The sequence below is a fragment of the Tolypothrix sp. PCC 7601 genome (assembly GCF_025677855.1).
Lineage (GTDB): Bacteria > Cyanobacteriota > Cyanobacteriia > Cyanobacteriales > Nostocaceae > Aulosira > Aulosira diplosiphon.
In genome coordinates, this window is sequence record NZ_CP064879.1 from 4,942,224 (window position 1) to 4,967,515 (window position 25,292).

The 25,292-nt window shown below is 39.3% G+C and carries 18 protein-coding genes; 4 read left to right on the forward strand and 14 right to left on the reverse strand.

All coding sequences use genetic code 11. From position 1 onward, the window contains the following. Positions 1 to 321: 321 nt before the first annotated feature. The 13 genes from HG267_RS20265 to HG267_RS20325 all read right to left on the reverse strand — a co-directional run bounded on the left by HG267_RS20265 (position 322) and on the right by HG267_RS20325 (position 16,852). Positions 322 to 2,610 (reverse strand): GumC family protein, encoded by a 2,289-nt coding sequence (locus HG267_RS20265; protein ID WP_045873410.1) that lies wholly within the window; start codon positions 2,608 to 2,610, stop codon positions 322 to 324. Positions 2,611 to 2,621: 11 nt separating this feature from the next. After that, positions 2,622 to 3,731, reverse strand: coding sequence for a glycosyltransferase (locus HG267_RS20270; RefSeq protein ID WP_045873409.1), 1,110 nt, complete (start codon positions 3,729 to 3,731; stop codon positions 2,622 to 2,624). Positions 3,732 to 4,252: 521 nt separating this feature from the next. Then, a complete protein-coding gene (locus HG267_RS20275) occupies positions 4,253 to 5,566 on the reverse strand; it encodes an NAD(P)H-dependent oxidoreductase (RefSeq protein WP_045873408.1) in 1,314 nt (437 codons plus the stop codon). 185 nt (positions 5,567 to 5,751) lie between these two features. Next, the gene (gene rfbC, locus HG267_RS20280) at positions 5,752 to 6,318 is read right to left on the reverse strand and encodes a dTDP-4-dehydrorhamnose 3,5-epimerase (RefSeq protein ID WP_045873407.1); all 567 of its coding nucleotides are present in this window, start codon (positions 6,316 to 6,318) and stop codon (positions 5,752 to 5,754) included. 69 nt (positions 6,319 to 6,387) lie between these two features. After that, positions 6,388 to 7,227, reverse strand: coding sequence for a hypothetical protein (locus tag HG267_RS20285; protein ID WP_045873406.1), 840 nt, complete (start codon positions 7,225 to 7,227; stop codon positions 6,388 to 6,390). Between the two features lie 30 nt (positions 7,228 to 7,257). Then, entirely contained in the window at positions 7,258 to 8,274 is a 1,017-nt protein-coding gene (locus HG267_RS20290) for a glycosyltransferase family 2 protein (protein ID WP_045873405.1), read from the reverse strand. A 276-nt stretch (positions 8,275 to 8,550) separates the two neighbouring features. Continuing rightward, entirely contained in the window at positions 8,551 to 9,579 is a 1,029-nt protein-coding gene (locus HG267_RS20295; protein WP_045873404.1) for an NAD-dependent epimerase/dehydratase family protein, read from the reverse strand. A 96-nt stretch (positions 9,580 to 9,675) separates the two neighbouring features. Beyond that, complete coding sequence (locus tag HG267_RS20300) at positions 9,676 to 10,023, reverse strand: glycosyltransferase (RefSeq protein ID WP_228045596.1); 348 nt, start codon at positions 10,021 to 10,023, stop codon at positions 9,676 to 9,678. A 239-nt stretch (positions 10,024 to 10,262) separates the two neighbouring features. Continuing rightward, complete coding sequence (gene lhgO, locus HG267_RS20305; RefSeq protein WP_045873403.1) at positions 10,263 to 11,474, reverse strand: L-2-hydroxyglutarate oxidase; 1,212 nt, start codon at positions 11,472 to 11,474, stop codon at positions 10,263 to 10,265. 205 nt (positions 11,475 to 11,679) lie between these two features. Continuing rightward, positions 11,680 to 12,453 (reverse strand): glucose-1-phosphate cytidylyltransferase, encoded by a 774-nt coding sequence (gene rfbF, locus HG267_RS20310; RefSeq protein ID WP_045873402.1) that lies wholly within the window; start codon positions 12,451 to 12,453, stop codon positions 11,680 to 11,682. Between the two features lie 655 nt (positions 12,454 to 13,108). Beyond that, positions 13,109 to 15,286 carry a tetratricopeptide repeat protein gene (locus HG267_RS20315; RefSeq protein WP_045873401.1) on the reverse strand — a complete coding sequence of 726 codons (2,178 nt, stop codon included), beginning with the start codon at positions 15,284 to 15,286 and terminating at the stop codon, positions 13,109 to 13,111. A 60-nt stretch (positions 15,287 to 15,346) separates the two neighbouring features. Beyond that, a complete protein-coding gene (locus tag HG267_RS20320; protein ID WP_045873400.1) occupies positions 15,347 to 16,129 on the reverse strand; it encodes a PP2C family serine/threonine-protein phosphatase in 783 nt (260 codons plus the stop codon). 48 nt (positions 16,130 to 16,177) lie between these two features. Beyond that, positions 16,178 to 16,852: a vWA domain-containing protein gene (locus HG267_RS20325; protein ID WP_045873399.1), complete on the reverse strand. Its 675-nt coding sequence runs from the start codon at positions 16,850 to 16,852 to the stop codon at positions 16,178 to 16,180. A 617-nt stretch (positions 16,853 to 17,469) separates the two neighbouring features. Here HG267_RS20325 and HG267_RS20330 point away from each other — a divergent pair. From HG267_RS20330 to HG267_RS20340, 3 genes are all read left to right on the forward strand, one after another. Beyond that, positions 17,470 to 18,873 (forward strand): response regulator, encoded by a 1,404-nt coding sequence (locus tag HG267_RS20330; RefSeq protein WP_045873398.1) that lies wholly within the window; start codon positions 17,470 to 17,472, stop codon positions 18,871 to 18,873. A gap of 111 nt (positions 18,874 to 18,984) precedes the next feature. Then, positions 18,985 to 20,457 carry an IS66 family transposase gene (tnpC, locus tag HG267_RS20335; protein WP_045868690.1) on the forward strand — a complete coding sequence of 491 codons (1,473 nt, stop codon included), beginning with the start codon at positions 18,985 to 18,987 and terminating at the stop codon, positions 20,455 to 20,457. A gap of 18 nt (positions 20,458 to 20,475) precedes the next feature. After that, entirely contained in the window at positions 20,476 to 20,838 is a 363-nt protein-coding gene (locus tag HG267_RS20340; protein ID WP_045873396.1) for a response regulator transcription factor, read from the forward strand. A 360-nt stretch (positions 20,839 to 21,198) separates the two neighbouring features. Here HG267_RS20340 and HG267_RS20345 read toward each other — a convergent pair whose 3' ends face one another. After that, the gene (locus HG267_RS20345) at positions 21,199 to 21,690 is read right to left on the reverse strand and encodes an orange carotenoid protein N-terminal domain-containing protein (RefSeq protein ID WP_045873395.1); all 492 of its coding nucleotides are present in this window, start codon (positions 21,688 to 21,690) and stop codon (positions 21,199 to 21,201) included. Positions 21,691 to 22,432: 742 nt separating this feature from the next. On the opposite strand from HG267_RS20345, the gene HG267_RS20350 reads away from it, so the two are divergent. Beyond that, a complete protein-coding gene (locus HG267_RS20350; RefSeq protein WP_045873394.1) occupies positions 22,433 to 25,198 on the forward strand; it encodes a PAS domain S-box protein in 2,766 nt (921 codons plus the stop codon). Positions 25,199 to 25,292 lie beyond the last annotated feature (94 nt).

The window sequence follows — 25,292 nt, forward strand, 5'->3', positions numbered from 1 at the left end:
TAGAAGACTCTTTTGGAATAAATCTTGGTCAGAGAAATTCTTTATGCATTCTTGATAAATTATTTACTTTTTCCAGAGAATTATTAAGTTTTTGTAAAACAGAGAATAGTTTTCACTACAAATTCTCTCAAGCAATAGGGCACAACAATGTTGTGCCCTACAATCTGCTGAGACGACAGCTAATGAAAAATGCCTATAGTGACACCACTCTAGCCAATACTTGTCGGTTAAGGGGAAAAAGGGGAATGGGAAAAGGGAAAGAGAAAACCTTTAACCCTTAACCTTTAACCTTTTCCCCAAAACCAATTTTTGCGTGATTCTTTAGCCTCTTTCCCGACGAGAACCTGTTTCACTCAAACGAGAAGAGCTGTATTTCTCCATTGCTTGTTGCAGTGCAAATCTTTGTGGCTTTGTATAAGGTACGTATGTGCTGTCAGCGTTGGAGGCTCCATTTGCTACGACTCCAATCAGATTTAACTTGCTCAACATCGCTGTAGCTTGAGCCATTTGGCTGCGAGTTACTCTACCAATGCTTGCCAACATCACAACACTACGACAAGATGATGCAGTCAACATCGCATCTACTAATCCAAGCACAGGAGAACCATCTACCAGTACCAAATCATAGTTCTCTTCAAAAGTTGCCATCAATTGTGTCATCCGTGGCGAACTCAAAAGATTAGCTGCATCAGCAGGTGTAGGCCCAGCTGTCAGAATATCAATGTAGGATGAGCCTGAGTATTGAATACTCATTTGGTTAGGTATAGAGCCTTCACTGGTGAGGAGAGTGGAAAGCCCTTGATCGTTGGGAAGATTGAGTTGATTGTGTAGACTTGGTTCACGCAAATTAGCATCAATCAATAGTACTTTTTTGTGTAACCGCGCCGCGCTCATTGCCAAACCTAATGCCAAAGCGGACTTACCCTCATCGGGTAAAGCCGAGGTAATCATTAATGATTTCAAACTGGTAACAGTATTGAGCAGTTCAATATTTTTATAAATTAGGTCTAGCGATTCCCAACTAGGAGGAGATTGTAATACTTGAACTGTCCAAGGTGCAAGCTCTTCTGGTTTACCAAAAGGCAACTTAATTACTGACTCTCTAGGTTTAACAGGGGGTAACTTGGGAGTAATACCCAACAATGGTAGAGCTGCGTGCTTCTCTAACTCAGCAGTAGTATGAACAGCATCGTCAGAGGCTTCCCGTACAAAGGTAGCAATACCTCCTAACATTAAGCCAACCACCGCACCCAACAACAGGTTCTGCTGCAGATTGGGGCCCATTAATGTACCCTTTTGGGGTTCTTCAACCACTTCCCAATTAAATCCGCCTTTAGAAAGTTCCTGACGCACTTGCTGTTCTGCTCTCAACAACTGCTCTAACCTTTCACGACTAAATTGCAGTTGCGGTAATATGCGATTGTAATAAGCCAACAAAGGCGGAAAGCGTTTGAGTTGCAAACGTAGGTCGTTTTCTTTCTGAGCCAAAGTTTGATCGCGAGCTGCTAAAGAAACAATATTTGTTTGTGTTTCTACTAGCTCACCTGCAAGGTTGAGGTCAATTTGTCCGAGTTGTCCTTGTTCTAGTAGATTTCCGCCATCTGCAACAGCACTAGCAGGTAAGCCGCCTAAAGTTCTGCTCACCTCTTGTTGCAATAATTCCTTCTGTCCTTCTAGTTGTGCTTGCAACTTTTGCACACTAGGAGTTTCATCTGTAAACCGCAAGCGTTCTTGTGATAGGGTCAGTTCTGTTTTTTGAATCTCGTTGAGTAAACCTTGATAGCGAGTAGACTGACTCAAACGCGAAGAAACCAAAGCATTTTGTGGCGTACGGTTAAGTTGCGCTTGCAAAGATTGTTGACGCGCCAAAGCTTCTTGATATTGAGAACGAGTAGTACGTCGTTCTTCTTCAAGTTTATTCAAAGCGTCTTCTAGCGCTTTTGCTTGGGTTTCCGGATCGATTAAATTCTGAGTTCTGCGAAATCTTTGCAGATTAGTTTCAGAAGCATTAACTTCATCACTAGCTTTTTTTAACTGTTCTCTAATAACTTGCAGCCCTTTTTGTAACCGGGAATCTTGCTGCTGCTTGTTATATTCCAAATACACCTGGCGAATCGCACTCAGAACTTTTTGGGTTTTTTCGGCATCGCGATCGCTATATTCAACCTGAAAAATTTTAGTTAAGACATTATCCTCTTTGGTTTTAATTTGATTCAAAACCAAAGCATTCTTAACATCATCAACAGTTAAGTCTGGATAGTCTTGCTGAACTTTATCAACAGCCTTTTGCAACAGCCCAGAACTCTTCATAATGTTGAGTTGGGTTGCTGTGTCTATTTCAATAGTCGGTTCAGTAAATTGATTTTCTGGTGTTGCTGTTCCTTGTTTAACTTGATAATTGGGTTCTACCAACAACTGCATAGAACTTTTGTAGGTAGGCTTGGTTTTTGTAGTGATAAAACCAGCAAAAGTGACGGAAGTGAAAAATACAAGCACAAACCAGGGAAATCTGCGTACCATTACGGACAGCATCTGTCCGTAACCCGCTTCATTTTCGGGAGGTGTATTCGGATTGGGATTGAAACTCGGATTAAGACTAGTTTGAACCACTTTTATTATCCTTAAGCTAACAAATTACTTGATTGATGCACTCTCCAAGCCTGGTCAATAATTTGTTCGACTTTACTAAAGAAGGCTGTTTCTGAAAAATTTGTTACTGCATGATTCCGAATGTTTTGGTAATCCCAAGTTATTTCGCCAGCTTCTAGTAATGCAGTTTGTAAAGATTCTGGTGTTTGTCTCTTAAAAAAGACTCCTGTTTTTCTGGGAACTTGAGTATCTAAAACACCACCTGCTCCATAAGCAATAACTGGAGTACCGCTAGCATTAGCCTCCACTGGAACCAATCCATAATCTTCTAAAGCCGCAACTATCACAGACTTAGCTTTAGAAAATAAGTCTTTACGTTTTGCATCGCTGACGTGTCCTAAGAACTCAATATTATCTAAAGCTTTGGATTTTAACCGTGCTTGTTCTGGGCCATCGCCTGAGATTAATAAACGCCACCCTAGCCAATTAAAAGCTTCAATTATTATATCTAAACGTTTATAACTGATCATCCTCGCAGATGCCAAATAATATTCTTCTTTCTGGTCTGAGAAAATGAAATTACTGGTATCAATGGGATAATTAATGACAATAGCTTGCTTTTTATAAATATCCTGAATGCGTCGAGCCACAATACTGGAATTAGCAATATATAAATCGGGTTCCTGTGCATATTCCAAATCTACATTTCTCATAACTTGGAATATTTTTTCTAGTAGCGGTGCAAAATAGCGATAATCACCGTATTCCCTTAAATAAGTTTCTGTATCCCACAAGAAACGCGTAACATTATGACAAAAGCAAATATGTAGTGCTTGGGGTTTTTTTCTGACGGCTTTTGCAAAGCTCGTACTACTACTGATAATTAAGTCATAGTCTTGTAAATTTAAAGCCCGAAAAGCAGAAAAATAGAAGGGAGCCATCAAGCGAAAATATTTAGCTGCACCGGGAATTTTTTGTAAGAAAGTTGTATTAACTACACGCTCACTTAAATCTATAGTTTTTTGATGATTGTAAACAGAGGTGTAAATATCAGCTTCAGGGTAGCGCTTACAAAGCAATTCAAACACGCGCTCTGCTCCACCGCGCTGGGTTAAGTAATCATGGACTAGAGCAATTTTCATCAGTTCAATCTCCAGTTTCTTTCAGGTTTGCTTGAATACTTCCCAGCAAGTAATAGTAATTCGTAATTCGTAGTTCGTAATTCGTAATTAAGAGAATGTTTTAAAATGATTTAGTAATTTATCAAATAATTTTAGGTACTTGCAAATAAAAAAATATCCCAGTATTTATTATGGGGTGGACATCTTGTCCGCCCAGTTTATGTGGCAGGCAAGATGCCCGCCCCACAAGATGGAATAATTTATTTCTTGGAAGTCCCTTATATGCTGATAAATCCGCTTTTTCAAGGGGAATAGTGGCACTTGAGAAGTGCTTAAATTCACAGCGAACCACTTTTAAAACAACCTCTAAGAAGCTTAATTATTTGTAATCTCAGAAGATGGAGTTGAAATTAAACAGGTTTCCACCAGCACCTTGCAAATAGGATGCTAAGGACGCTAAGAAATAGTAGAAAAAGATGTTGGTACGTAGTCAGGAATTTAAGAATGAAAGCTAAGAATAAATTCCTGACCACGCATTTAATTTAACCGACAGCTACTAGAGCTTTTTCTGTAGCGAAATAAGCGTTTTGTTCGGCTCTTAATTTATCGCAAAGTCTATCTGCGGGCAATTCTATATCGTCGTAAGTTAGCACTTGATCCTTGGGAATATCGCGTTTGAGGCGACATCCTTCAGCTAATCCCATTGGTAGGAGGTTTTGCTGTTGTGCGATCGCAGAATTTTCGCATTGTCCGTAGGTCATGTAGTAGCCGATACCATCTAAGGTTTCTCCGGCTTTCAAATCTATTTTGGCTGTGGTGACTACATCTACTACCGGGCCAGCCAAGGGAGCCATCACAGCATCTTGGAAGAGAACCGCACGGGCTACAGAGAGGGGAACTTCAAAATGGCAGAGGTGATAAGGAGTATAGAAGCTGTAAAGCGGGCCTTCACCGAGTTTGTACAAGTTAAGATAGTGGCGTTGTTTGGGGTCGTCGTGAGTTGCAAATACAAATACCCCTGGGCCTGGTTTAGCACCAACAACATAATCAACAATACCGCCCAATTCCTTGAGCTGGTCTACGTCATACAGATTGGTCATTTCATCCACATGACCAGTGAAGTCATAACCCAGCATTCCCCGTTTCGCAACCTTCATCCCAGTGGCGTTGGCGACGATCGCTTGCTCAAAGGAAATTTTGCTCCCATCAGCAAAGCTAGTTACCATGTGGGCTTTTTGACCCCAACGTTTAGCGAAGGCTTCTTGAGTGGTGGGATTGCGATAGGGGTCTTGCAGACCCTTGATGTTACCGCACAATAGGGGAGTTAAACCAATGCTTTTTACAAAGCGGTAGAGATTCATTTCTACCCCTGGCTGATCGCCATCGCAAGCGCTGAGAATTACGCCAGCTTTGTCTGCATAGACCTTGAGGATAGGGCCAATAGTGCCATCGAGTTCAGCATTCATCATAATCACGTGTTTGTGATGTGCGATCGCACTCATGACGATATGTGCGCCAAATTCGACTGCACCGGTAACTTCAATTAAAGCCTCGATCCCATCAGCACGACACAGTAACTCTGCATCTTCTGTAACTGCATATTTACCCTGAGCGATCGCATCTTCCATATCGGTGATATTTGTCACCACCTGAATATCTTCAATCCCTGCTTCTAGATAAGCTCGCTTGGCTGCATCAAGTTGGCGGTTGGAGATAGCAACTAACTCCATTCCTGGCACAGAATTAATAATTTGGTTAGCAATACCTCTACCCATAAAGCCTGCACCAATCATCCCCACTTTGATGGGTCTACCTAAAGCTGCGCGGGCTTCTAAAGCGCGGTCTATAATAATCATTTTGTAATTCCTACATACACAATAATTGTTAAAAATCTCTTCCTCTTTCCCTTTTTCCCTAACCTTGAGTAGTAAGCCAAGGTAACTGGCTGGGGAAAGGGTAAAGGGGAAAGGTTTTTGTCCCTTACCCTTTTCCCTTTCACCTTTACCCAATCTCCACCTAACATTTTTGGGTCAGCAGACTACTAGACTTTAGCCTCTATTTCTGCACCACCAACGGGCATCATGCTTAATAAAGGCCAATTTAAATCTTTATCAGAAATTTCTGTGACTTCTAAAGGCCATTCAATGTTAAAGAATGGGTCATCATAACGTAAACCACGCTCATAACCTGGTGTGTAAAATTCACCAACTTGATAGACCACCTCAGCATCATCTGTCAGCGCTTGATAGCCGTGGGCAAACAGTTCTGGTACATATAAAGCGCGGTGATTATCGGCAGTAAGTTCCACACCAATATGAGATAAAAAGGTGGGAGAGTCAGGACGCATATCAATAATTACGTCATAGATAGCGCCTTTGGTACAGCGAATTAATTTAGTTTCGGCTGCTGGCGCTAGTTGATAATGCATCCCGCGCAATGTCCCCTTTTTGTAGTTATAAGACACGTTACATTGAGCAACTATAGATTTTAAGCCGTGGGTAACAAACTCTTGCGCGCAAAAAGAACGAGCGAAGAAACCACGGTGATCTTGCTTTTTTTCTAATTCAACAATAAATGCGTCTTTCAGTGAAGTTTTGATGAAAATCATAATTTACCTCAGAATTAATTTTTATTTAGGAGTAAATAACTAGCTAATTAGTGACAATTAGTTGGTTACTTAAACGGTTTCTAGTGCAGAATTTAACTCTATCCTGGGATATGTATCATCCCAATATTGAGTACATAGGTCTGGTCTTTCGGGAGGATTAGCTGTATAGCAGAAAAATAATGTTACTCGTTCTTCTGTACGTACAGTCCCATGATGTAAAACATTTTTGGTATCAGCAAAAATGACTGTACCTGCTGGCCCTTTACAAGATTTCCAAGCTGATTGAGGAATGGCTTTTTTGACAATTTCATCATCAATCCCCATATAACTTGACTGCCAAAGCTTGTAGTACAGCCAATAGTATTGCCACCTGAATAAAGAAGTTAAAGAACGGGGAATATATTCAAAAGGCCCTGTTTTTTCATCTACGTCTTTCAGAGAAAGAAAGATTTTGATAATCCGTCTATCTTCCGCATCGCTGTGCCAAAGCAATGTGCCAAATTGATGGTTGCTAGGAAAATCTTTGCGTAAATGCACACCATGAAATTTAACAGGAAGACCGATGTAATTTTCAATAATGTTGAGTAGCCGTTTGTCTGTAGCCCAAGCAGAGATTGCAGGAATGTCTGTAACTGTATAAATCTGGGGCCACATTTCGTCTAGCTCGTTGTTATTGGCTTTTTCCATCTGGGATAATTGATGAGCAGCAGCCTGGAGTAATTCGGAAGTAGAATCGAACCCTAAATCAGATAGGGTTGTAGCATATACTCCATCCTTTTTCAGAGCCTTAAGAATAGCGCGATCGCATTCTGGCAATGATGGTAGGTTTTTCCTATGTTTCCATCTAGCTAAGGCACAAGCTAAGTCAGAATACAGCGCAGATACTTTACGTTTAATAGTTTGCAACATGATAATAATCCTTGTTGATTTCAGATTAATTCAGAGGTTTAATTCTCTTTTTTTTTGAACTTGTTGAGTACATATTTCTGCTGTTTCTGCCATACTCGCTTCTTTAATAGCTATGACATCAAACATGGCTAATCCTATCAAGGCTATAAAAGGAACAACTGTTTTCACAGCAGATACAGGCCATCTTCTTAAAGCACCGAAAAATACTCTTAAATTTGCTTCCTTACCATTTTGCAAAAGCATTCTTTTACAAAATTGTTTAGAATATCCGCTCTCTTCCAGTTTTAAAATTACTTCAGGTATATGTTTGTATTGCATTAACAGTGCAGACCTTGGCTCTTTCTGCCAATAACTCACACCAACAATACATTCCAAAAAAGTCTCTTTGGTGACAATCACACTGCCATTAGCGGCACAATAACCTGCTAAATATGCTAAACAAATCCAATTGCTTGCAGCATTTGGCCAGTGTTTTAGAGCGGCTTTCACTAAATCAGCGCGATAGATTGTAGCTGTGAGAAATATGACTGCACCAACGCTTTTAGCAAAGCAATGTTCAAATATTGCCTTACCATCACCACTACCATCTTCACTATCAGCATCAAACCAACGATTACCTACTATTGTTGGTGGATGAACTGCTTCATTAGTAATTTTATTGCGTCCAGAGAAGTTGAGAAATAATAATGATAAATCTTCATGCTGCTTGATTTTGTTGATGACATAAGCAATAGCTTGGTTTTGAATCGGATCGTCATCGCCAATTGTCCAAACATATTTAGTTGTAGCAGCATTGAGGCAGTAAAGAATATTTTTCATTACGCCTAAATTTTCAGCATTGCGGTGAGAGTTAAAAGTGATATGGCTGAGTGTAGCTTGCCACTTTTTTACCACCTCTGGAGTTTTATCTGTAGAGCAATTATCAGAAACTAAAATCTCACAATCAGATTCAAAACCTTGAATAGCTTCAGCTAACCAACCTAACTGTTTATCTAGTAATTCCGCTCGATTATAAGTAGGAATAGCAATTGTTAGTAATTTATTCATTGGCTTCTTTAAAAGCTCATTAATTAGAAAAATAAATTCTTGTAAGAGATAATTCTCTATAGATAGGATATTTCCGGAAAATTTCCCTTTTTTAGATATAATTTAGAACTCTAAACATTAGGTTATTTCATGTCATGCCAAAGATAATCAAAAACCTAGTAGCGAAGGTTTTTGATTTTTGCTCATATCCCCGACTTATGCAAAAAGTCGGGGATATTGTAAATAAGTCAGTTTAAGGTGTATATCTGCTGAAATTATGAATTTCGCACAGAGGTACTAATTTTTTTGCCAGAAAAAGTCTTTGTCAATTTGTTGGGTGCGAATTAGATACTCTAGCTGCTTTAATCTTGTAAATCCTCTGAACAGGAAAGTATCTTCAGTCATATCTATTTGACTGAACAATTTAAATAGCTGTTCGGCACCTAATTGAGCATTCCAATCACACTTAAATCCGGGTAGCATGGTGTTGATTTTCTCAAAAGATACCCGGTAGCTGCGGTTGTCTGCACCGTTATCGCCAAAAGACAATTGACAGCCTGTAAAGACATCTGCAATGATTTCTGCAATTTCTCTAACTCGATAGTTGTTTGCAGTATCCCCAACGTTAAAGATTTGTCTGTGTACAATATCACGAGGTGCTTCCAAGGCACAAACAATTGCTTTGCAGATATCTAGCGCATGAACTAACGGCCGCCAAGGTGTACCATCGCTAGTCATTTTGATTTCTTTGCTAGTCCATGCCAAGCCAGCTAGGTTGTTTAAAACAATATCAAACCGCATTCTTGGTGAAGCGCCAAAAGCTGTAGCATTTCGCATAAAGGTAGGAGAGAAATCATCATCAGCTAGTTGCATGACATCTCGTTCTACCAAAGTTTTACATTCTGCATAGGCTGTTTGGGGATTCACAGGAGATTCTTCTGTGACATCTCCCTCAGTAGCTACACCGTAAACGCTACAAGAAGACATATATACAAAGCGACGTATACCCGCTTCTTTAGCTAACTTAGCTAGGCGCACTGAACCGTGATGATTGATGTCGTAGGTGATGGTAGGCGATAGTTGTCCAGTGGGATCGTTAGATAGTTCCGCCATGTGAACTATTGCATCAACACCTTGTAGGTCTTTAAGTGTAATGTTGCGGATATCTTTATTTAAGGTTTTGGCTGTCACATCAGTACCGTTGAATAGCCAGCCAGCTTTATAGAAACCTGTATCTACTCCTAAAACTTCATGTCCTCGTTCCATTAACAGAGGAGGTAATAAAGAACCAAGATAACCTTCTGTTCCAGTGACTAATACTTTCATTATTGTGAAGCCTTTGTATTGATTATTTGCTTGTGTTTGTCATTACTAAATAGGCACAAAAATCTTCTTGAATTTTGCCTATTTCTTCAAATTAGTTCAGAGTTTTGAGGTATTGATGCGGGCCAATTTCATAAATTTTCTACCCAAGCGTCTCCCAAATGTATCTCGCCATCCTGACCAAGCTGTCATGTCTAAATATTGAAAAAATAAATGCTTTTTAGGATGTTTACATTCCACTCGCAATCCCGCACACCAAGGTTTAGGATAATTTGTACAGTGAATAATGTAGGGACGATGCAATAGCTCGTTATAAATATCTTCAGCAAAAGGACTTTCGTTCCAGGATGAATAATCATAAATTCTCGGCATTTGATTCCATAGCGGATGAATTTCTTGCCATTTACCTGCCAGAATTGCGTTTAGTCCATCCTGGTCATTTCTCACATACTCTTATAACTTTCATAACTTTCACCTAAATATTTGTTAGCTGATGTTGGGAATTGAAAATGGGATGCTATCAGCACACAGGTGAAGTTGGAAATCAATAACTACAGCAGCAAGGAAGACTCAGAGAAAGGCAATTTAGAGAGAGATGTTGCGAAAATAAGAAATGTGGATAGGGTGGGCACTGCCCACCCTATGCCTATTGAGAATGCTGCAAAATATCAGATACCCTTGATGGGTTAAATAACCGATGCGGCTAGATGTGAAGGTTCAGGAACTTGCGCCACTATTGCTTTGCCAATTTCTAGAGAAGAAGTAGCGGCTGGTGAAGGCGCATTGCAAACATGAATAGAGTTTTGCCCTGGGATAATCAAGAAGTCATCCACTAGCTTACCGTCATTCATCAATGCTTGAGCGCGAACTCCTGCATGGGTAGGAACTAAATCTTGGGCTTGCACTTCGGGAATGAGTTGTTGCAAACTCTTCACAAAGGCGGCTTTGCTAAAGGAACGGATAATTTCTTGAATCCCTTCATCAGCATGTTTTGCGGCTAATTTCCAGAAACCAGGATAAGTCATTACCTCAGCAAAATCTCGCAAGTCAAAGTCGGTTTTGTGATAACCTTCGCGTTTCAGGCTCAATACGGCATTGGGGCCTGCATGAACGCTACCATCAATCATGCGGGTAAAGTGGACACCCAAGAAGGGAAAATCTGGATTAGGTACTGGGTAAATCAGAGTTTTCACCAGGTAGCGTTTTTCGGGGGTGAGTTCGTAATATTCTCCCCGGAAGGGTACGATTTTCGCTTGTGGTTCCACATTACCTAATTTAGCCACGCGATCGCTATGCAATCCGGCGCAATTAATTACAAACCGAGTTTCAAAACTACCGTTGTTGGTTTCTAGTACCTGATTTTTCCCACTAGGCCTAATCTTCTCTACTTTGGTGTTGAGGCGTAAATCACCTCCTTGCTGTTGAATTAACTCAGCGTATTTCTCGCTAACTTGCTTGTAATTAGCAATACCTGTAGAGAATACTTTAATGCCAGCTACACAACTGACATGGGGTTCAATTTCTCTAACTTCTTCGGGACTAATTCTTTGGACTTGAATGCCATTTTCTAAGCCGCGTGTATAGAGATTTTCTAGGCGTGGTATTTCTGCATCTGAAGTTGCCACAATTACTTTGCCACAAATCTCATGAGCAATGCCATATTCTCGGCAGAATTCCACCATTGAATTAGCACCGTCACGGCAAAATTTAGCTTTATAACTTCCAGGCTTATAGTAAATTCCTGAGTGAATTACACCGCTATTATTACCTGTTTGGTGAAATGCCCATTTGCTTTCTTTTTCTAATACTAAAATTCTGGCATTGGGATAGCGTTTGCCTAAAGCCATCCCTGTAGAAAGTCCAACGATTCCCCCACCAATAATTGCAAAGTCGTACATTAGTATTATCGCACCTTTAAAAACAACCAATTTAAGAGTTTAGCGAATTTTAGATTTTAAATTTTGGATTTTATATGGAAAATCTAATTTTTAACTATTTTCAATTAACTAGATTTATAGTCTACTGACAATCAGCAAGAGACTGGCAATAAATCTAAAATCCAAAGTCCAAAATTGATTCATTACGCAACTCTTAAATATTCTACTACCATACTTTCCAAGGTGCTTGACCACTCTTCCACAAGTCTTCGAGATAATTCTTATCACGTAATGTGTCCATTGGTTGCCAGAAACCATTATGTTTGTAAGCAGATAACTGTTCCATATCTGCTAATTTTTCTAATGGTTCTTTTTCCCAAACTGTACTGTCATCAGCAATGAAGTCGATTACTTGGGGTTCTAAAACAAAATAACCGCCATTAATCCAAGCACCATCACCTTCAGGTTTTTCACGAAAACTAGTAATTTTAGTTTGTTCTTGTCCCAAAGAAATTGCGCCAAAACGTCCCGCAGGTTGTACTGCTGTGAGTGTGGCTAAGGTATTTTGTGCTTTATGCAGCTTAATTAGTTCTGTAATATTTACATCACAAACACCATCACCATAGGTAAAGCAAAAAGTATCGTTACCCAAATGTTCTCTGACTTGCTTTAAGCGTCCACCTGTCATAGTGTTATCCCCTGTATTTACCAAGGTCACACGCCAGGGTTCAGCATATCCAGAATGCACATTCATCTGATTAAAACGCATATCAAAGGTGACATCTGACATGTGCAAGAAGTAATTAGCAAAGTACTCCTTAATCACATAACCTTTATATCCACAACAAATAATAAAATCATTAATGCCGTGGGCAGAGTAAATCTTCATGATGTGCCACAAAATTGGTTTACCACCAATTTCCACCATCGGCTTAGGTCTGATACTTGTTTCTTCACTTAAGCGTGTACCCAGACCACCAGCCAAAATCACTGCTTTCATGCAATTTCCTCAAGATTTGCAGGTAGTTTAATAATTAACTTTTTCGTTGCTAATGAAGCGATTGCACCTGGAATAGAGAAAAATCTATTTACCATTTATCTTTCTCCGTAAATAATCTAACTAGATTTTTGCGCTTTTCTGTAAAGACAAGGTAAATAAAAATCTTTGTTATATAAAAGCTTTATGAATACGGAGAAAATATGAAAATTAATTACTTCATAGGTGAGCAATATAACCCAAAAAATAAATCGGATTTAGCAATCGCTAAACCCGATTTTATGGATGATTTTCTCATACTTATTAATAATTGAGTATTAATTGAATAGTGATAGAATTTACTTTTTTAAGAAAAAAATAAATTATTGGCAGTTGTCATCAATTCTTTGCTCAAATAATTGTGAGTTTGTAGCCAGTGCCACACACCAATTATCCCTGCTCAAAGAAGATACTGCACGTATCTAGCAGTCAGGAATTTCCAATATCTAGACAAAAAAATTCTGCAACGCGCCGCTTTTTCTCACGAAAATGCTACGCGTAGCTTCCTAGTGGGGGTTAGCAATTAACTGACTCCACCACAGTTTTTATAAGCATATCTACGGGCGGCTTACCACCCGCTATGAACGAGCAAACTCAACTCTAGCCTAAGCGCCCCTATTTACTTTGTTTCTGCTGAATCCAAAACATTGCTACTTTGGAATAAAGCATCACATTTATTTTCTACAACAATACAGAGGCTACTGAGTGCTTGTTGGTAGTTGTCCATATCTTCTTGTTCTAGAGAGACTTTGGCAGAGGTTTGTAAATCATCAATTGCTTTCATCCGATTTACCTCTGAATTTTGGCTACCATATTGTGACAGCTCGTAGTGAATCATACCTCGCTTGAGGTAGACTTTCCCCTGTTTAGGGTTGATGCTTAACGCTTGGTTAAAGTCCACGATCGCTTTATTGTACTCGCGCGCATAATCGTTGCTATATTGAGCAATCTGCGAATGGACAATACCCCGTTGGAAGAAAGCTTCTGGTTGTGAGGGATTGATATCAATGGCTTTGGTAAAATCATTGATGGCTTGCTGATAATCTTGTTGCGAGTCGCCACTATATTTAGCAACTTGGGCGCGGACAACACCTCGTCTGATGTAGGCTTCTACTTCCTTACTATTAAGACGCAGCGCATTATTAAAGTCAGCGATCGCTAAGGTATATTCGCGATCGGGATCGTTGCTATAGTCAGCTAGCATATAGCGCACATTACCCCGATTTACAAATGCTTTGAGTTCTCTGGGGTTGAGTTGCAAAGCTGCGGTGTAGTCGCTGAGTGCGCCTTCATAGTCTTTCATGTTATAGCGGGCGTTACCTCGGTTAACATGAGCCTTGGCGTTGTTAGGTTCTTTTTCTAAAGCTTGGTTAAAGTTCTCAATCGCCCGCCCATAGTCTCGCACTTTATAAGCTGCATGACCCTGTTTATAGTAATCATCAAAGCTGAGGTTTTTGTTTTTGATTGTCTGATTAGGCTGAAAAGTTTGCTGGGTATAAGCATTTTGGGAAACAACTGGGCTAGTTAATTTCACCATGACATCTAAATACCCTAATAAACCAAAACCGAGTACGCACAACCCTACTGGGTACCATTTGCGATTTTTGAGGATATTGGGGAAAGTAGCTTTTTTGTTATATGTGGCTTGCCATTGATGTGTTGTTAAGGGGGCTACAGGTTGCGGCCTTTGGGTCGGCTGATTGTAGCGATTTCTAGCTGGTATACGAGGTTTGAGGTGTTCTTTGGCAGCGATCGCGCGATGTGACGGGAAGGGATCGCGTCCACCTAAGCGTTTAGTACGTTCGCACCAAGGACATGAATGTAGATGTTCGTTATAGCTATGCTGAGGATTAACGCTACAAGTAATCAGGCTTTCTTCAGCTTCCGCTATGGCTAGCATCCAGGTTTGGGCGCTGGGACGGACATGTGGGTCGTTATGTCCATCCTCAAAACAACGTAAAAACAGTTCTTGTAAGGTGGGGTGCAAAATATCCCAAGCTGGTGCTATGGGAGTAGCTAGGTAAGGAACTTTCCGCTTTTGACTGTAAGTAAAATGACCAGAAGCAATACGTGATTCGTATGCGGGTGGTTCGCCAGCACCTTGGAAAATACCAGAAAATGGGTGGGTACCTTCCATCAACAGTTGAAAGATCAGTACTCCTAACCCAAACAAATCGTGAGTAACTTCGCGATCGTGCTGTGAGAAAATCTTGTTTTGCAGTTCTGGTGGGGTAAATTCTGGTTTACCTACAGGGCATCGGTAAACAGCATGAGTATCGGGATCGAGTACCTGGAAGGAGTCTGTATCGACTAATGTCACCAGCGCTGTGTCACTTACCAGGATATTGGACTCATTGACATCACCAATGCAATATCCGCTACTATGTAAAGCCGCAAAAGCTGCCGCCAGATTTCTTGCTGTACGTAGCAGGTACTGGTAGTTGAATAATGGGCAGTGTTGGCGGCGGGTTCTGGGATTGTAAAAGTCAATAATCGGACGCATCCCACGAATCCGCGGCATTAAAAAGCCAACAATGCGATCGCTGCCATCTACTGCGCGTAATACATCCTGTGGCCAAGCAATAGAGATATGCCCTAAATTAGCTGTGGGGTTTTCTGGCGGATTAACCAGCATTGCTTGGAGTTTGTAAGCGTGTGCGGCTGTGGGTTTGTGATAAACCTTAGCCACTAAGTTGCTTTGGGATGGTACTGCATAGATACAAGCTTCACCACCACGCCCTAGACTGACGTTAAGATTCAGAATTTCCTGTTTAGGAAGACAACGTAGTACCTGCATGATAGAGTTACGGTTAACGGGGGTTACTTAAAAATGCTGAATCATCTGGCGGATCTGGGTTTACGGTTTGCTGAGTGCCGCGATGATGAGTGTTAAGTCATCGTCAGTGCGCTGTGTAATCCGTTCAGATCCTAAAAACTTGACTAACTGTTCTTTAGCCACCGTCTTATCCTGAGTATTCGCGACAAAGTCGAATAACGGAAAGAAGAATGGTTTGTGCGGTTCGCCAACCACCATATTTAAAGCCAGCATTTGTAGCCCATCGGTGAGCACGCTGACATTAACTATGGATTCACGCCATAATTTCATTTGTGCTGTTTCTAAGGCTCCTGGCGAAGTCAAAAAAGTGGTTTCGTTAATATATTCACCACTGTCGGGCATAGTTAATGCCAGTAGATTCCCTGTACTATCTTTGGCTACTGCCAAGCCGTCACCAATCTGGGCCACCGCTACCACTTCTGGCGTGGCGACCATCACAATTAAGGTAGTTGCTAAATCCTGAAGCTGATTATTACATGCGGCCGCTTCGTCTTCTACCGCTTTTTTAGCGGCTAACATCGCGTCTGTCAACAGCGATCGCACGACTCCATCATCCGCTAAAGCATCGCGAGTGATTTCTTTGATAGCTATGTTTTCTATAGCTGTTTCTACAGCAATCATCGCTCCGACTTTGCCTTGGATGGCTGAACCTGCACCATCTGCTGCTGCTGCCACTAACACATTATCCGATAATAATTGCCAGTGGTGAGCATCCTGACACAGCTGTTTGTTTTTTAAATGGCTAGTACCACATACTGATGCAGCTACTACCTGCCATTGAGGTATCTGTTTTGACATATTCATAGATTTTTTGCAACAGCTAGCTGTGTTAGTATCAAGCTGCAATATTTATTAAACAGTACCCCAACCTATTGGTGGTAGTGCTACTTGTTCATCAAGTTGTGAGTGGGACACAGCTGACATACTGGCTGATAACCAGACAAACATCTCAATAAAATTCAATCCCTTGAGTTTTAAAGGAGTACGTACAGCTATCTGATTCAAACGTGTCATGTTAGCATTTTCTACCCCTACAGTAAAAAATGCTACTTTTTTATTGGCTTCGTCGCCTTGCAAGCGTTTACTTGCTTGTTCTACGACTTGATCTAACTCTCCTTGTGGTTCACCATCAGTAATCATAAACACCCAAGGACGGTAGTAGGCGATACCATTAGCACGATATTGAGATTTGCGCTCTTGAATCATGTCCAAGGCTTTATGAATCCCTGAACCCATAGTGGTCAATCCTTGTGCTGTCAGGATTGGTGGGTTAAATTGATCGGCAGTCACAAAGTCTTGTACTACGTTCACAGTACTATCAAAGGTGACTATAGCTACTTCTACTCTTCTAGCTGCTAAAGAATTTTTGACCAATTCATCTTTTAAACTCAGCAAGCCTTGATTTAAAGCTTCTATGGGATCTCCTTGCATCGAACCAGATGTGTCTAGCAAGAGCACACAAGGGCATCGAGGTTCAGGATTTTCCGCAAATTCTACTACTTCATCAAGTCTTAATGTATCATGCATAACTTTGTGTGTTATGTTATAATTCAAAGTATTTTTTCCTTATTAGCTCTCAGTATATAGTTTTTAGGTAAAAAAAACTACATTCCTGAGGATTTTATTTGCATATCTCTTAATAATTATTAATGAGATTCTTCCTACTCAATTATCTACATATTCAAGAAACCCTTAATTGATAGGCAATTGAGTCCAGAAGACTTTACATATAGTTTACTTTAATCGCATTAAGCCATTTAGTGAACTTCATAATTCTCGTAAACTCACAATACAATAAATACCAGCATTTTCCCACAAAAAAGTTTAAAGCTTTTGTGTAGAAAGCAGTAGTTTTATATGAAAAGAATAAATCCGTAGGAATCGCAATCATCATCATTATCAGAATTATCCTCAGTTCAATATGTCAACTGTGAGGCCAAAGCACCGTAAAAATACTAGGCTGTTCTCAGGGTACAAAATTTAACAAACAAGTTATACTGTGGTTTTTAAGGTCAGTCAGGGATGTAGATATTTCTTAGCAATAATTTGTTTCAAGAGAAAAATTAAAGCTAAGAAACCATATTCATTGTTGTTATTTCAAATTTACTTTGATTCACGTTGATTTTCCGGAAACCTCGAAAAGTATGAATCTCTCTGGCTCATTCACCAAACTACGTCCCCAAAGTTTGTTAAGTCAGTTATCTAAAAGTTCTGACAGTACCTATTTACGAGCATTTAGCAACTCTGTAACTTGGTCGATTTACCTGGAACAGGGGAAAATAACCTACGCTACCCACTCAGTTGAACCCTTCGATCGACTAGAACGTCATTTACGTCGTCTCAGCCATCAAATTCCCTTACTTACTAGCGAAACTCGCGTGCAATTACGTCTGATGTTTGAAGTTGACTCACCAAATCAACTGATGCAACACCAGAGTAATTCAGATAACGAACCACCTGATTATCAAGCAATTGTCTGGCTTGTCAATCAGGGACACTTACATTCCACACAAGCAGCAGTACTGATTCAAGAATTAGTCAAAGAAGTGATTGAATCTCTGCTGTTAATCAAAATGGGAAACTATGAATTAAGTGATTTACCGCCTCATGTACCGAAAATTTGCAGGCTTGACGTAGAAAAGATTATCGAACGTTGCCAAACAAGATTAGAGCGTTGGCAATCTTTTGCTCCTCATATTTCTTCTCCCTATCAGCGTCCTTACCTGTTTATTAACAAATCAATTCAAAACCCAATATTTGTAGATCTGCAACCTAATTTAACTTACTGGATGAAGGGTTTTAGCCTGCGTCATCTTGCTGTGATTATGAACCAAGATGAAATCCAACTGGCTCAACACTTATATCACTACATTGTTAATGGTGGAATTATATTACATGAAGCCGATCCGCCATTTGATAAATTACCTAAGACATTTAGCCCCAGCTCATCTCCTACTCAATATATAACAGAACCATCGGAATCGGGATTAGTTAATAAAGTCGTAGAAGTCAATAATACTTCTGCTAAAGCCTCCCCAAATATCCCTGTAGAGAATATAGAGCCTCTTGAGGAATTATCATATATTTCTTCTCCTTCTTTAGAAAACCATCAGGAATTAACACTACCAAATAACATAAATTTAGCTCCTGAAAGAGTAACCACTGCTACTGCAACCGCTAAAAAGGTTTACAAAATTATTTCTGTAGATGATAGCCCCACGATCCTCAGAGAAATTAGTCGTTTTTTAGAGGATGAAAACTTTGCTGTAGTGACTATTGAAGACCCACTCAAAGCTGTCATGTCAATTATTAGGCATAAACCAGATTTAATCTTACTAGATTTAAATATGGCAGGTATTGATGGCTATGAGTTGTGCCGAATTATACGGAATAACTCTATGTTTAAGCATGTTCCTGTTATATTTGTTACAGGTAATAAAGGATTGGTAGATAAAGTCAAGGCAAATTTGGTAGGGGCTTCTGGTTATCTTACTAAACCTTTTACTCGTGCCGAATTATTGAAGCTTGTCTTTATGCATTTGGCTTGATTAAATAAAAATTACATTACTTTTGGATCGGAGTTCAGATTTATTATATGCGTAAGGATTCAGGTGGCAGAGTATTGACAAAGGGATCGCTTGAGGAGGAGTATCACAGATATGAACCAAAACCTGCCTCAAGATTTAGACCGGGAAAGCTTGAACCAGTTATCGAAACAAGAACTGGTAGAGATAATCATTGAGCAGAGCAAGGTAATAGGTGAATTACAGAAAACAGTATTAGAACTACAGCAAGAAATAGAACGTTTAAAAGTCAGCAGAGATTTAGACAGCAAAACCTCATCTAAGCCGCCATCAGGGGACATCCTCAAAAAGAGTGAAAACAAAAAAGCAGCACCGCAAGAAGAATCAAATCATCCCAAAAGAAAGCCAGGTGGGCAACCAGGGCATCAAGGTAAGACCCGTAAGGGTTTTGGTAGAGTAGATCGTTGTGAAATCTTACGTCCAAGTGATTGTGTCTGTTGTGGTCAAAAAGCGTTTGCGGCTGTGGCAGTAAAAGTAGAAAAACAGTCTGTAGCGCAACTAGTGGAGCGTCCCATTGAAATAGTTGAGTATCAACGCCATACGTGCCAGTGTGAGTACTGTGGCAATATACAAACAGCCTCCTGGTCACAAGATATCATCCCAGGACAGGATTTAGGGATTTCTTTACAGGCATTTTTAGGATGGGCAAATAATTATGCACATATGCCCTATGAAAAACAGCAAGAAATGTTGTGGGAGTTAGGTCAAATTGAAATTGGGCTGGGAACTTTAGTCACCACAAATGAACGAATTCAAACAGCGATTCAACCAAGCATTACTGAGTTAAGTAATTGGGTAAAACAGACACAACCTAACATTCATGTGGATGAAACACCTTGGTCTGTCAAGGGAGTTAAAGAATGGTTGTGGGTAGTTGCCAATTCTGAGTTTTGCCTGTTTACTGCTGCTGACACTCGTTCCAGAGCAGAACTAGAAGCCATTTTAGGGGCTAAATATACAGGGGTAATCAGCAGCGATGATTTTAGTGTTTACAATGGCTATGCGGTGCCTGAGCAGCAGAAATGTTTGGCTCATCTACGCCGTCACTTCAAAAAACTAATTCAACTTCCAGGTCTTCACAACCAAGCTATTGGTGAAGCATTTGTGGATTTAATTGATGAAGCTTTTGGAAATTATGCCCAATGGTTTGAGACTCTTGACTGCGCCAGTTATAACGATTGGGTCAATCAATTCAAATCTAAATTGCAACAAACACTTGATGACTGGATTAACTTAGCCGGAGCTACAGCAGGAAACCTTTTACGTTCCTTGCGCGATAAAGCCTCCCAATGGTGGTATTTCCTTGACAACCCTGAAGTTCCTCCTGATAACAATCAAGCCGAGCGATCGCTGCGTTTGGCTGTGACAAAACGTAAAGTTAGTGGTGGTTCCCGTTCGATGGAGCGGTTTCAACATACTGCCAATTTGTTGACGGTGGTTCAAACCTGTCGTCGTCAAAGTCTGTCTGTTATTGATTTTTTTGTACAAGCACTAATTGCTGACTCTATTAATTCTCAGTCTCGCCCTTCTCTAGTTCCTCAATTTTAGACCTGAATCCTTACTTATATGCCTACCGTTTTAGTTGTTGAAGATACTCCCTCTCAATTAGAATTAATTAATAGTTATCTGGGAGACAGTGGTTATATCGTACTCAAGGCTTATGATGCTAAAGACGGGCTGAATCAAGCAGTCAATCACCAACCTGATGTGATTATCACTGATGTTGTGATGCCAGGACTTAGTGGTTTTGAATTCTGTCGTCAATTGAAAAAAAATCCTGCAACCCAAAAACTACCAATTATTATTTGTAGTTCAAAAAATCAAGACATCGATAGAATTTGGGGAATGAAACAAGGAGCAGATGTTTATTTAACTAAGCCATTCACTAAACAACAATTAATCCGTGCGATTGAATCTGTAGTTGGGTGAAATAATTGCTACTAAAATACCAGCTTCTCACTTGAGCGTATGTACTCAACCTAGAAGTAGAGGTAGGCAATTTTGGTAAAAAAATATAATATTCTGCTTTATTAGATTATATTACCGAATGATTATATAATAATGCTTGAATGAATACAGTAGTGCGATCGCGTTTATAGGACTCATATTCGATTTTTGAAATTCAGGTAGTGGACTGACACGCCTAAAATGAGGCATTAGATTTGATTAAATTAACCGCAGATAAACGCTGATGAATTTTTGCTATTGCATCAAATTAGCTGTGTCAGTCCAGTAGAATGCGTTACGCTAACGCTAACGCATCCTACAGCAGATGGAAGAATTCAAAAATTAAAGTGCAGCACCAGATTTCGCTTCCGCACCCATAGGTGCAACATAATCACGGAAAAGAGTCATCTGTTGCTCAAAAGCTAATCCTTTAATTCTATCTAACAAAGCTTGAGCATCTGAAGACAGCTTGTAATCGGATGGCATAGGAATGATAGTACCGTTATCCATACCTTGAGATAAGCGATACCAAAAGAGTAACTTTGTCGTTTCACCTAAAGAACCGTATTGACGAGAAAGTTGAGTGTCAACTTTGTTAATTAAATCACGCTGAAGTTGTAACTGTTCTTCGTGAGATAATTCTTTAACTTGATTGAATAACCCTTCTGCAATATCTGAAGAAGCAGTACTTGCACCGGGTGCTGCTGGTGTAATTGAGCCACCCATCTCTTTGTAGATAAACCAAAACAAAGCAAGCTGTTGATCCACATCCAATTTTTGCCAAGCTTGAACCTGTTCTCTGATAGTTGGATCGTTGGTTTGGGTGTATGTCATTACAAACTCCGCTGAAATTTTTGATTACTTAGGTAACCGTAACAAAGTTATTTCTGTGGTTTAACCTTACTGAAGATAGAAGTATATAAATTTCCAAAAATAATTGTTAAAATCTGGCAAAAAGACAGTTTTTAGAGATTTATAGGCAACTAAGTCTATTTTGTAAAATAATTTTTTTGCTATCTAAAGTAGCAGACACAAATAGAAATTTAACCTTACTGAAGACAGATGTAATGCTAATTTTCTGCCTCAAGCCACCTATGAAACAATACGGTTCAGTTAAGGATAAATTGTCGGTTGGGCTAACGTAATATCAATTTGCTGGAAATAAACCCAACTATGTTACGAAACTTAAATAAGCTTACAACCCTTTGGGTTCCGCGTTAGCGGTACAAGCAGGGGAACCAGTGGCTCACAAATGACTAATGACAGCCCTTACCGACTCTCTTTAATTGCACTGCGATTCCGACTTAATATTTCTTATTTAAATTTTGTGAAATTCACGTTTACTTTATAGTCTTTTCGGGAAATCTAAATCTAATAGAAAACTGGGTAAATAGAAATTTTGGTTAAAGCTTAACTGGAAAACAGATTGGCCTTTTCCAAAGCACTAAGTGCTTACTAGGCGAAGGCTAAATTTTTCCGCTGAATTTAGTAGGTAATTGGCATGACTGGTGAAATTGTGAAAATGTACTCAATTTACACCTAATGAAAAATTTCAAAATTTATAAGTTCTTGGTATATGCAACAGCCATTTCAATTAGAAGATGTAGAGTCGGTAGCTAAATATTCGAGATTTTTCTCTCTTTCTATAGATTTACTTTGTATTGCTGGGTTTGATGGTTATTTCAAACATATTAACCCAATTTGGCATAAAATTTTAGGCTGGTCAAATCAAGAGCTACTTGCTAAACCATTTATTGAATTTGTGCATCCAGAAGACCGCGAATCTACAATTTTAGAAGCACAGAAATTGACAACGGGAATAGATAGAATTTGCTTTGAAAATCGCTATATTTGTGCAGATGGCTCTTATAAATGGTTGTCATGGAATTCTACAACTTTCCAAGAGGAAAAGTTAATTTATGCCATAGCTCGTGATATTACTGCCACTAAAGAGCAAGAAATCGTTCTCTGGAATTCTCTGCAAGAATCAGAAAATTTAAAATATGCTATAAATGCCCATTCTTTGGTAGCAATTACTGATCACAAGGGAAGGATTACTTATGTCAATGATAAATTTTGCAAAACCTCTCAATATTCCAGAGAAGAACTGATAGGAAAAAACCACAGAATTATCAATTCTGGTTATCACAGCAAAGAATTTTTCGTGCAATTATGGGAAACTATTTCTCAAGGAAAAATCTGGCAAGGAGAAATCAAAAATAAAGCCAAGGATGGTAGTTTTTATTGGGTAGAAACAACTATAGTACCAAAGCTATCTGCAGACGGGCGACCGGAGAAATATGTCGCGATTCGTACCGATATTACTCAGCGTAAACTTTCCGAGTTAGCGATTCGAGAACGATCGCAACTTTCATTATTAAGTGCAGAAGTTAGTTTAATCTTAGCTCAAAGTGGTACTTTGAATAAAATTATTCAACAGTGTACACATACAATATCGCAATATCTAGATGTTGCTTTTGTGGGGATTTGGACTGGAGAACAACAGACAAAAGATATTCAATTTCAAGCGGGGGTGACTTGTACAGATAGTAGCTGTAGCATCTTAACTAACCTGCAAAATTTCCCTAATCAAACTTTATTAGTTAACAGTGTTATTGACGCAATCAATCAAAATCATCAAGTAATATTAAATCAAGACTTACAAACAAATTACCACATTGGCAATCTAGACAATATCTCATCAAACTTACTCTTTTCTGCCTATCCATTAATAGTGGAAGAAGAATTAGTAGGTATTATGGCTTTATTTAGCTGTGCATCTTTGAGCCAACCTACTCATAATATGCTCAATTGGATAGCTAATAATATCGCTGTAGCCATTGATAGAATTTGGGCAAAAGCACAGCTTCTCAGCCGTCGGGAAGCTTTACTGCTGGGTTTAGCTAGCCAAATCCGTAGTTCTTTGGAACTCGATACTATTTTGGAAACTGCTGTGAGAGAAATCCGCAGTTTACTACAAATTGACCGTTGCTACTTTATCCGTTACTTACCTGAATTCTCTCAAACTAGCTTGTCTATTACTCATGAAGCACGTCAGCCGGAATTACCTAGTATATTAAGTGTAATTTCGCTGAAAAAATACTCTTTTTTAGCGAAACATCTGCTGCATCAAGAGCTAATTTGTATTCACAATATTGATAGCGATCGCCAAATTGAAGAGCATATCGAAAAATTCTTGACTGAGTTTGGTATTACTTCTTTATTATTGCTACCAGTTAGTAGTAATACGGGAGAATTAGGAGCAATTGTTTGTAGTCATTGTAGCGGCGAACGTGTTTGGGAAAATAGTGAAATCAACTTGTTGCAAGCTGTCACCGATCAATTAGGAATTGCCATTGACCATGCACAACTTTATACACAAAGTCGTACCGCCACCTTAGCAGCGCAAGCTCAAGCTGAAAAACTCAGTGATACTTTGCATAAGTTGCAACAAACTCAAGCACAACTCATTCAGCAAGAAAAAATGTCTAGTTTAGGACAATTAGTTGCTGGGATTGCTCATGAAATTAATAATCCAGTTAATTTTATTCATGGTAATCTCACCCCAGCCGATGAATATGTACAAGAGTTACTAGAACTACTAAAACTTTATGAAAAACACTATCCTCATCCTGTTCACGAAATTCAGGAATTTTGTGAAACAGTTGATTTAGAATTTATTGCTCATGACTTATTAAAACTACTTTCTTCTATGAGAATTGGTACTAATCGCATTCGGGAAATTGTGCTGAGTTTACGCAATTTTTCGCGCTTAGATGAAGCGGAAATGAAAGCAGTTAATCTTCATGAAGGTCTTGATAGTACGCTACTAATTTTACAGAATCGGCTGAAAGCCAAACCAGAGCATCCGATTGGTATTGAAATCATCAAAGAATATGGGGAATTACCTTTAGTAGAGTGCTATCCTGGGCAAATAAATCAGGTATTCATGAATATTATTAATAATTCTATTGATGCTCTAGAGAATTATCTCAATCAGCATTCTCACTCAGATACTCAAAAAAATCGTAGCCAAATTAGAATCCGTACCGAACTTGTTAATAATAATCGGATTATTGTGAGAATTGCAGATAATGGCCCAGGTATAACAAAAGATGTAAAGTCAAAACTATTTGACCCATTTTTCACAACTAAACCTGTAGGTAAAGGTACAGGCTTAGGCTTATCTATTAGTTATCAGATTGTTGTAGAAAAGCACGCGGGAATTTTAAGGTGTGAGTCAATATTAGGTAAAGGCACAGAATTTTGGATTGAAATTCCTTTAAAGCAGAAAGAAACGCCGATTCTATCTCACGAATTACAGCAGATTGCCAGTTGCTAAGTACAGATAAGTCAATACAGTTTAGTTTCATTAGAGATTGATTTGTCACTTGTGGAAACAGTTAACTCAATTGGGGGAGAATCCCCCAAACCCC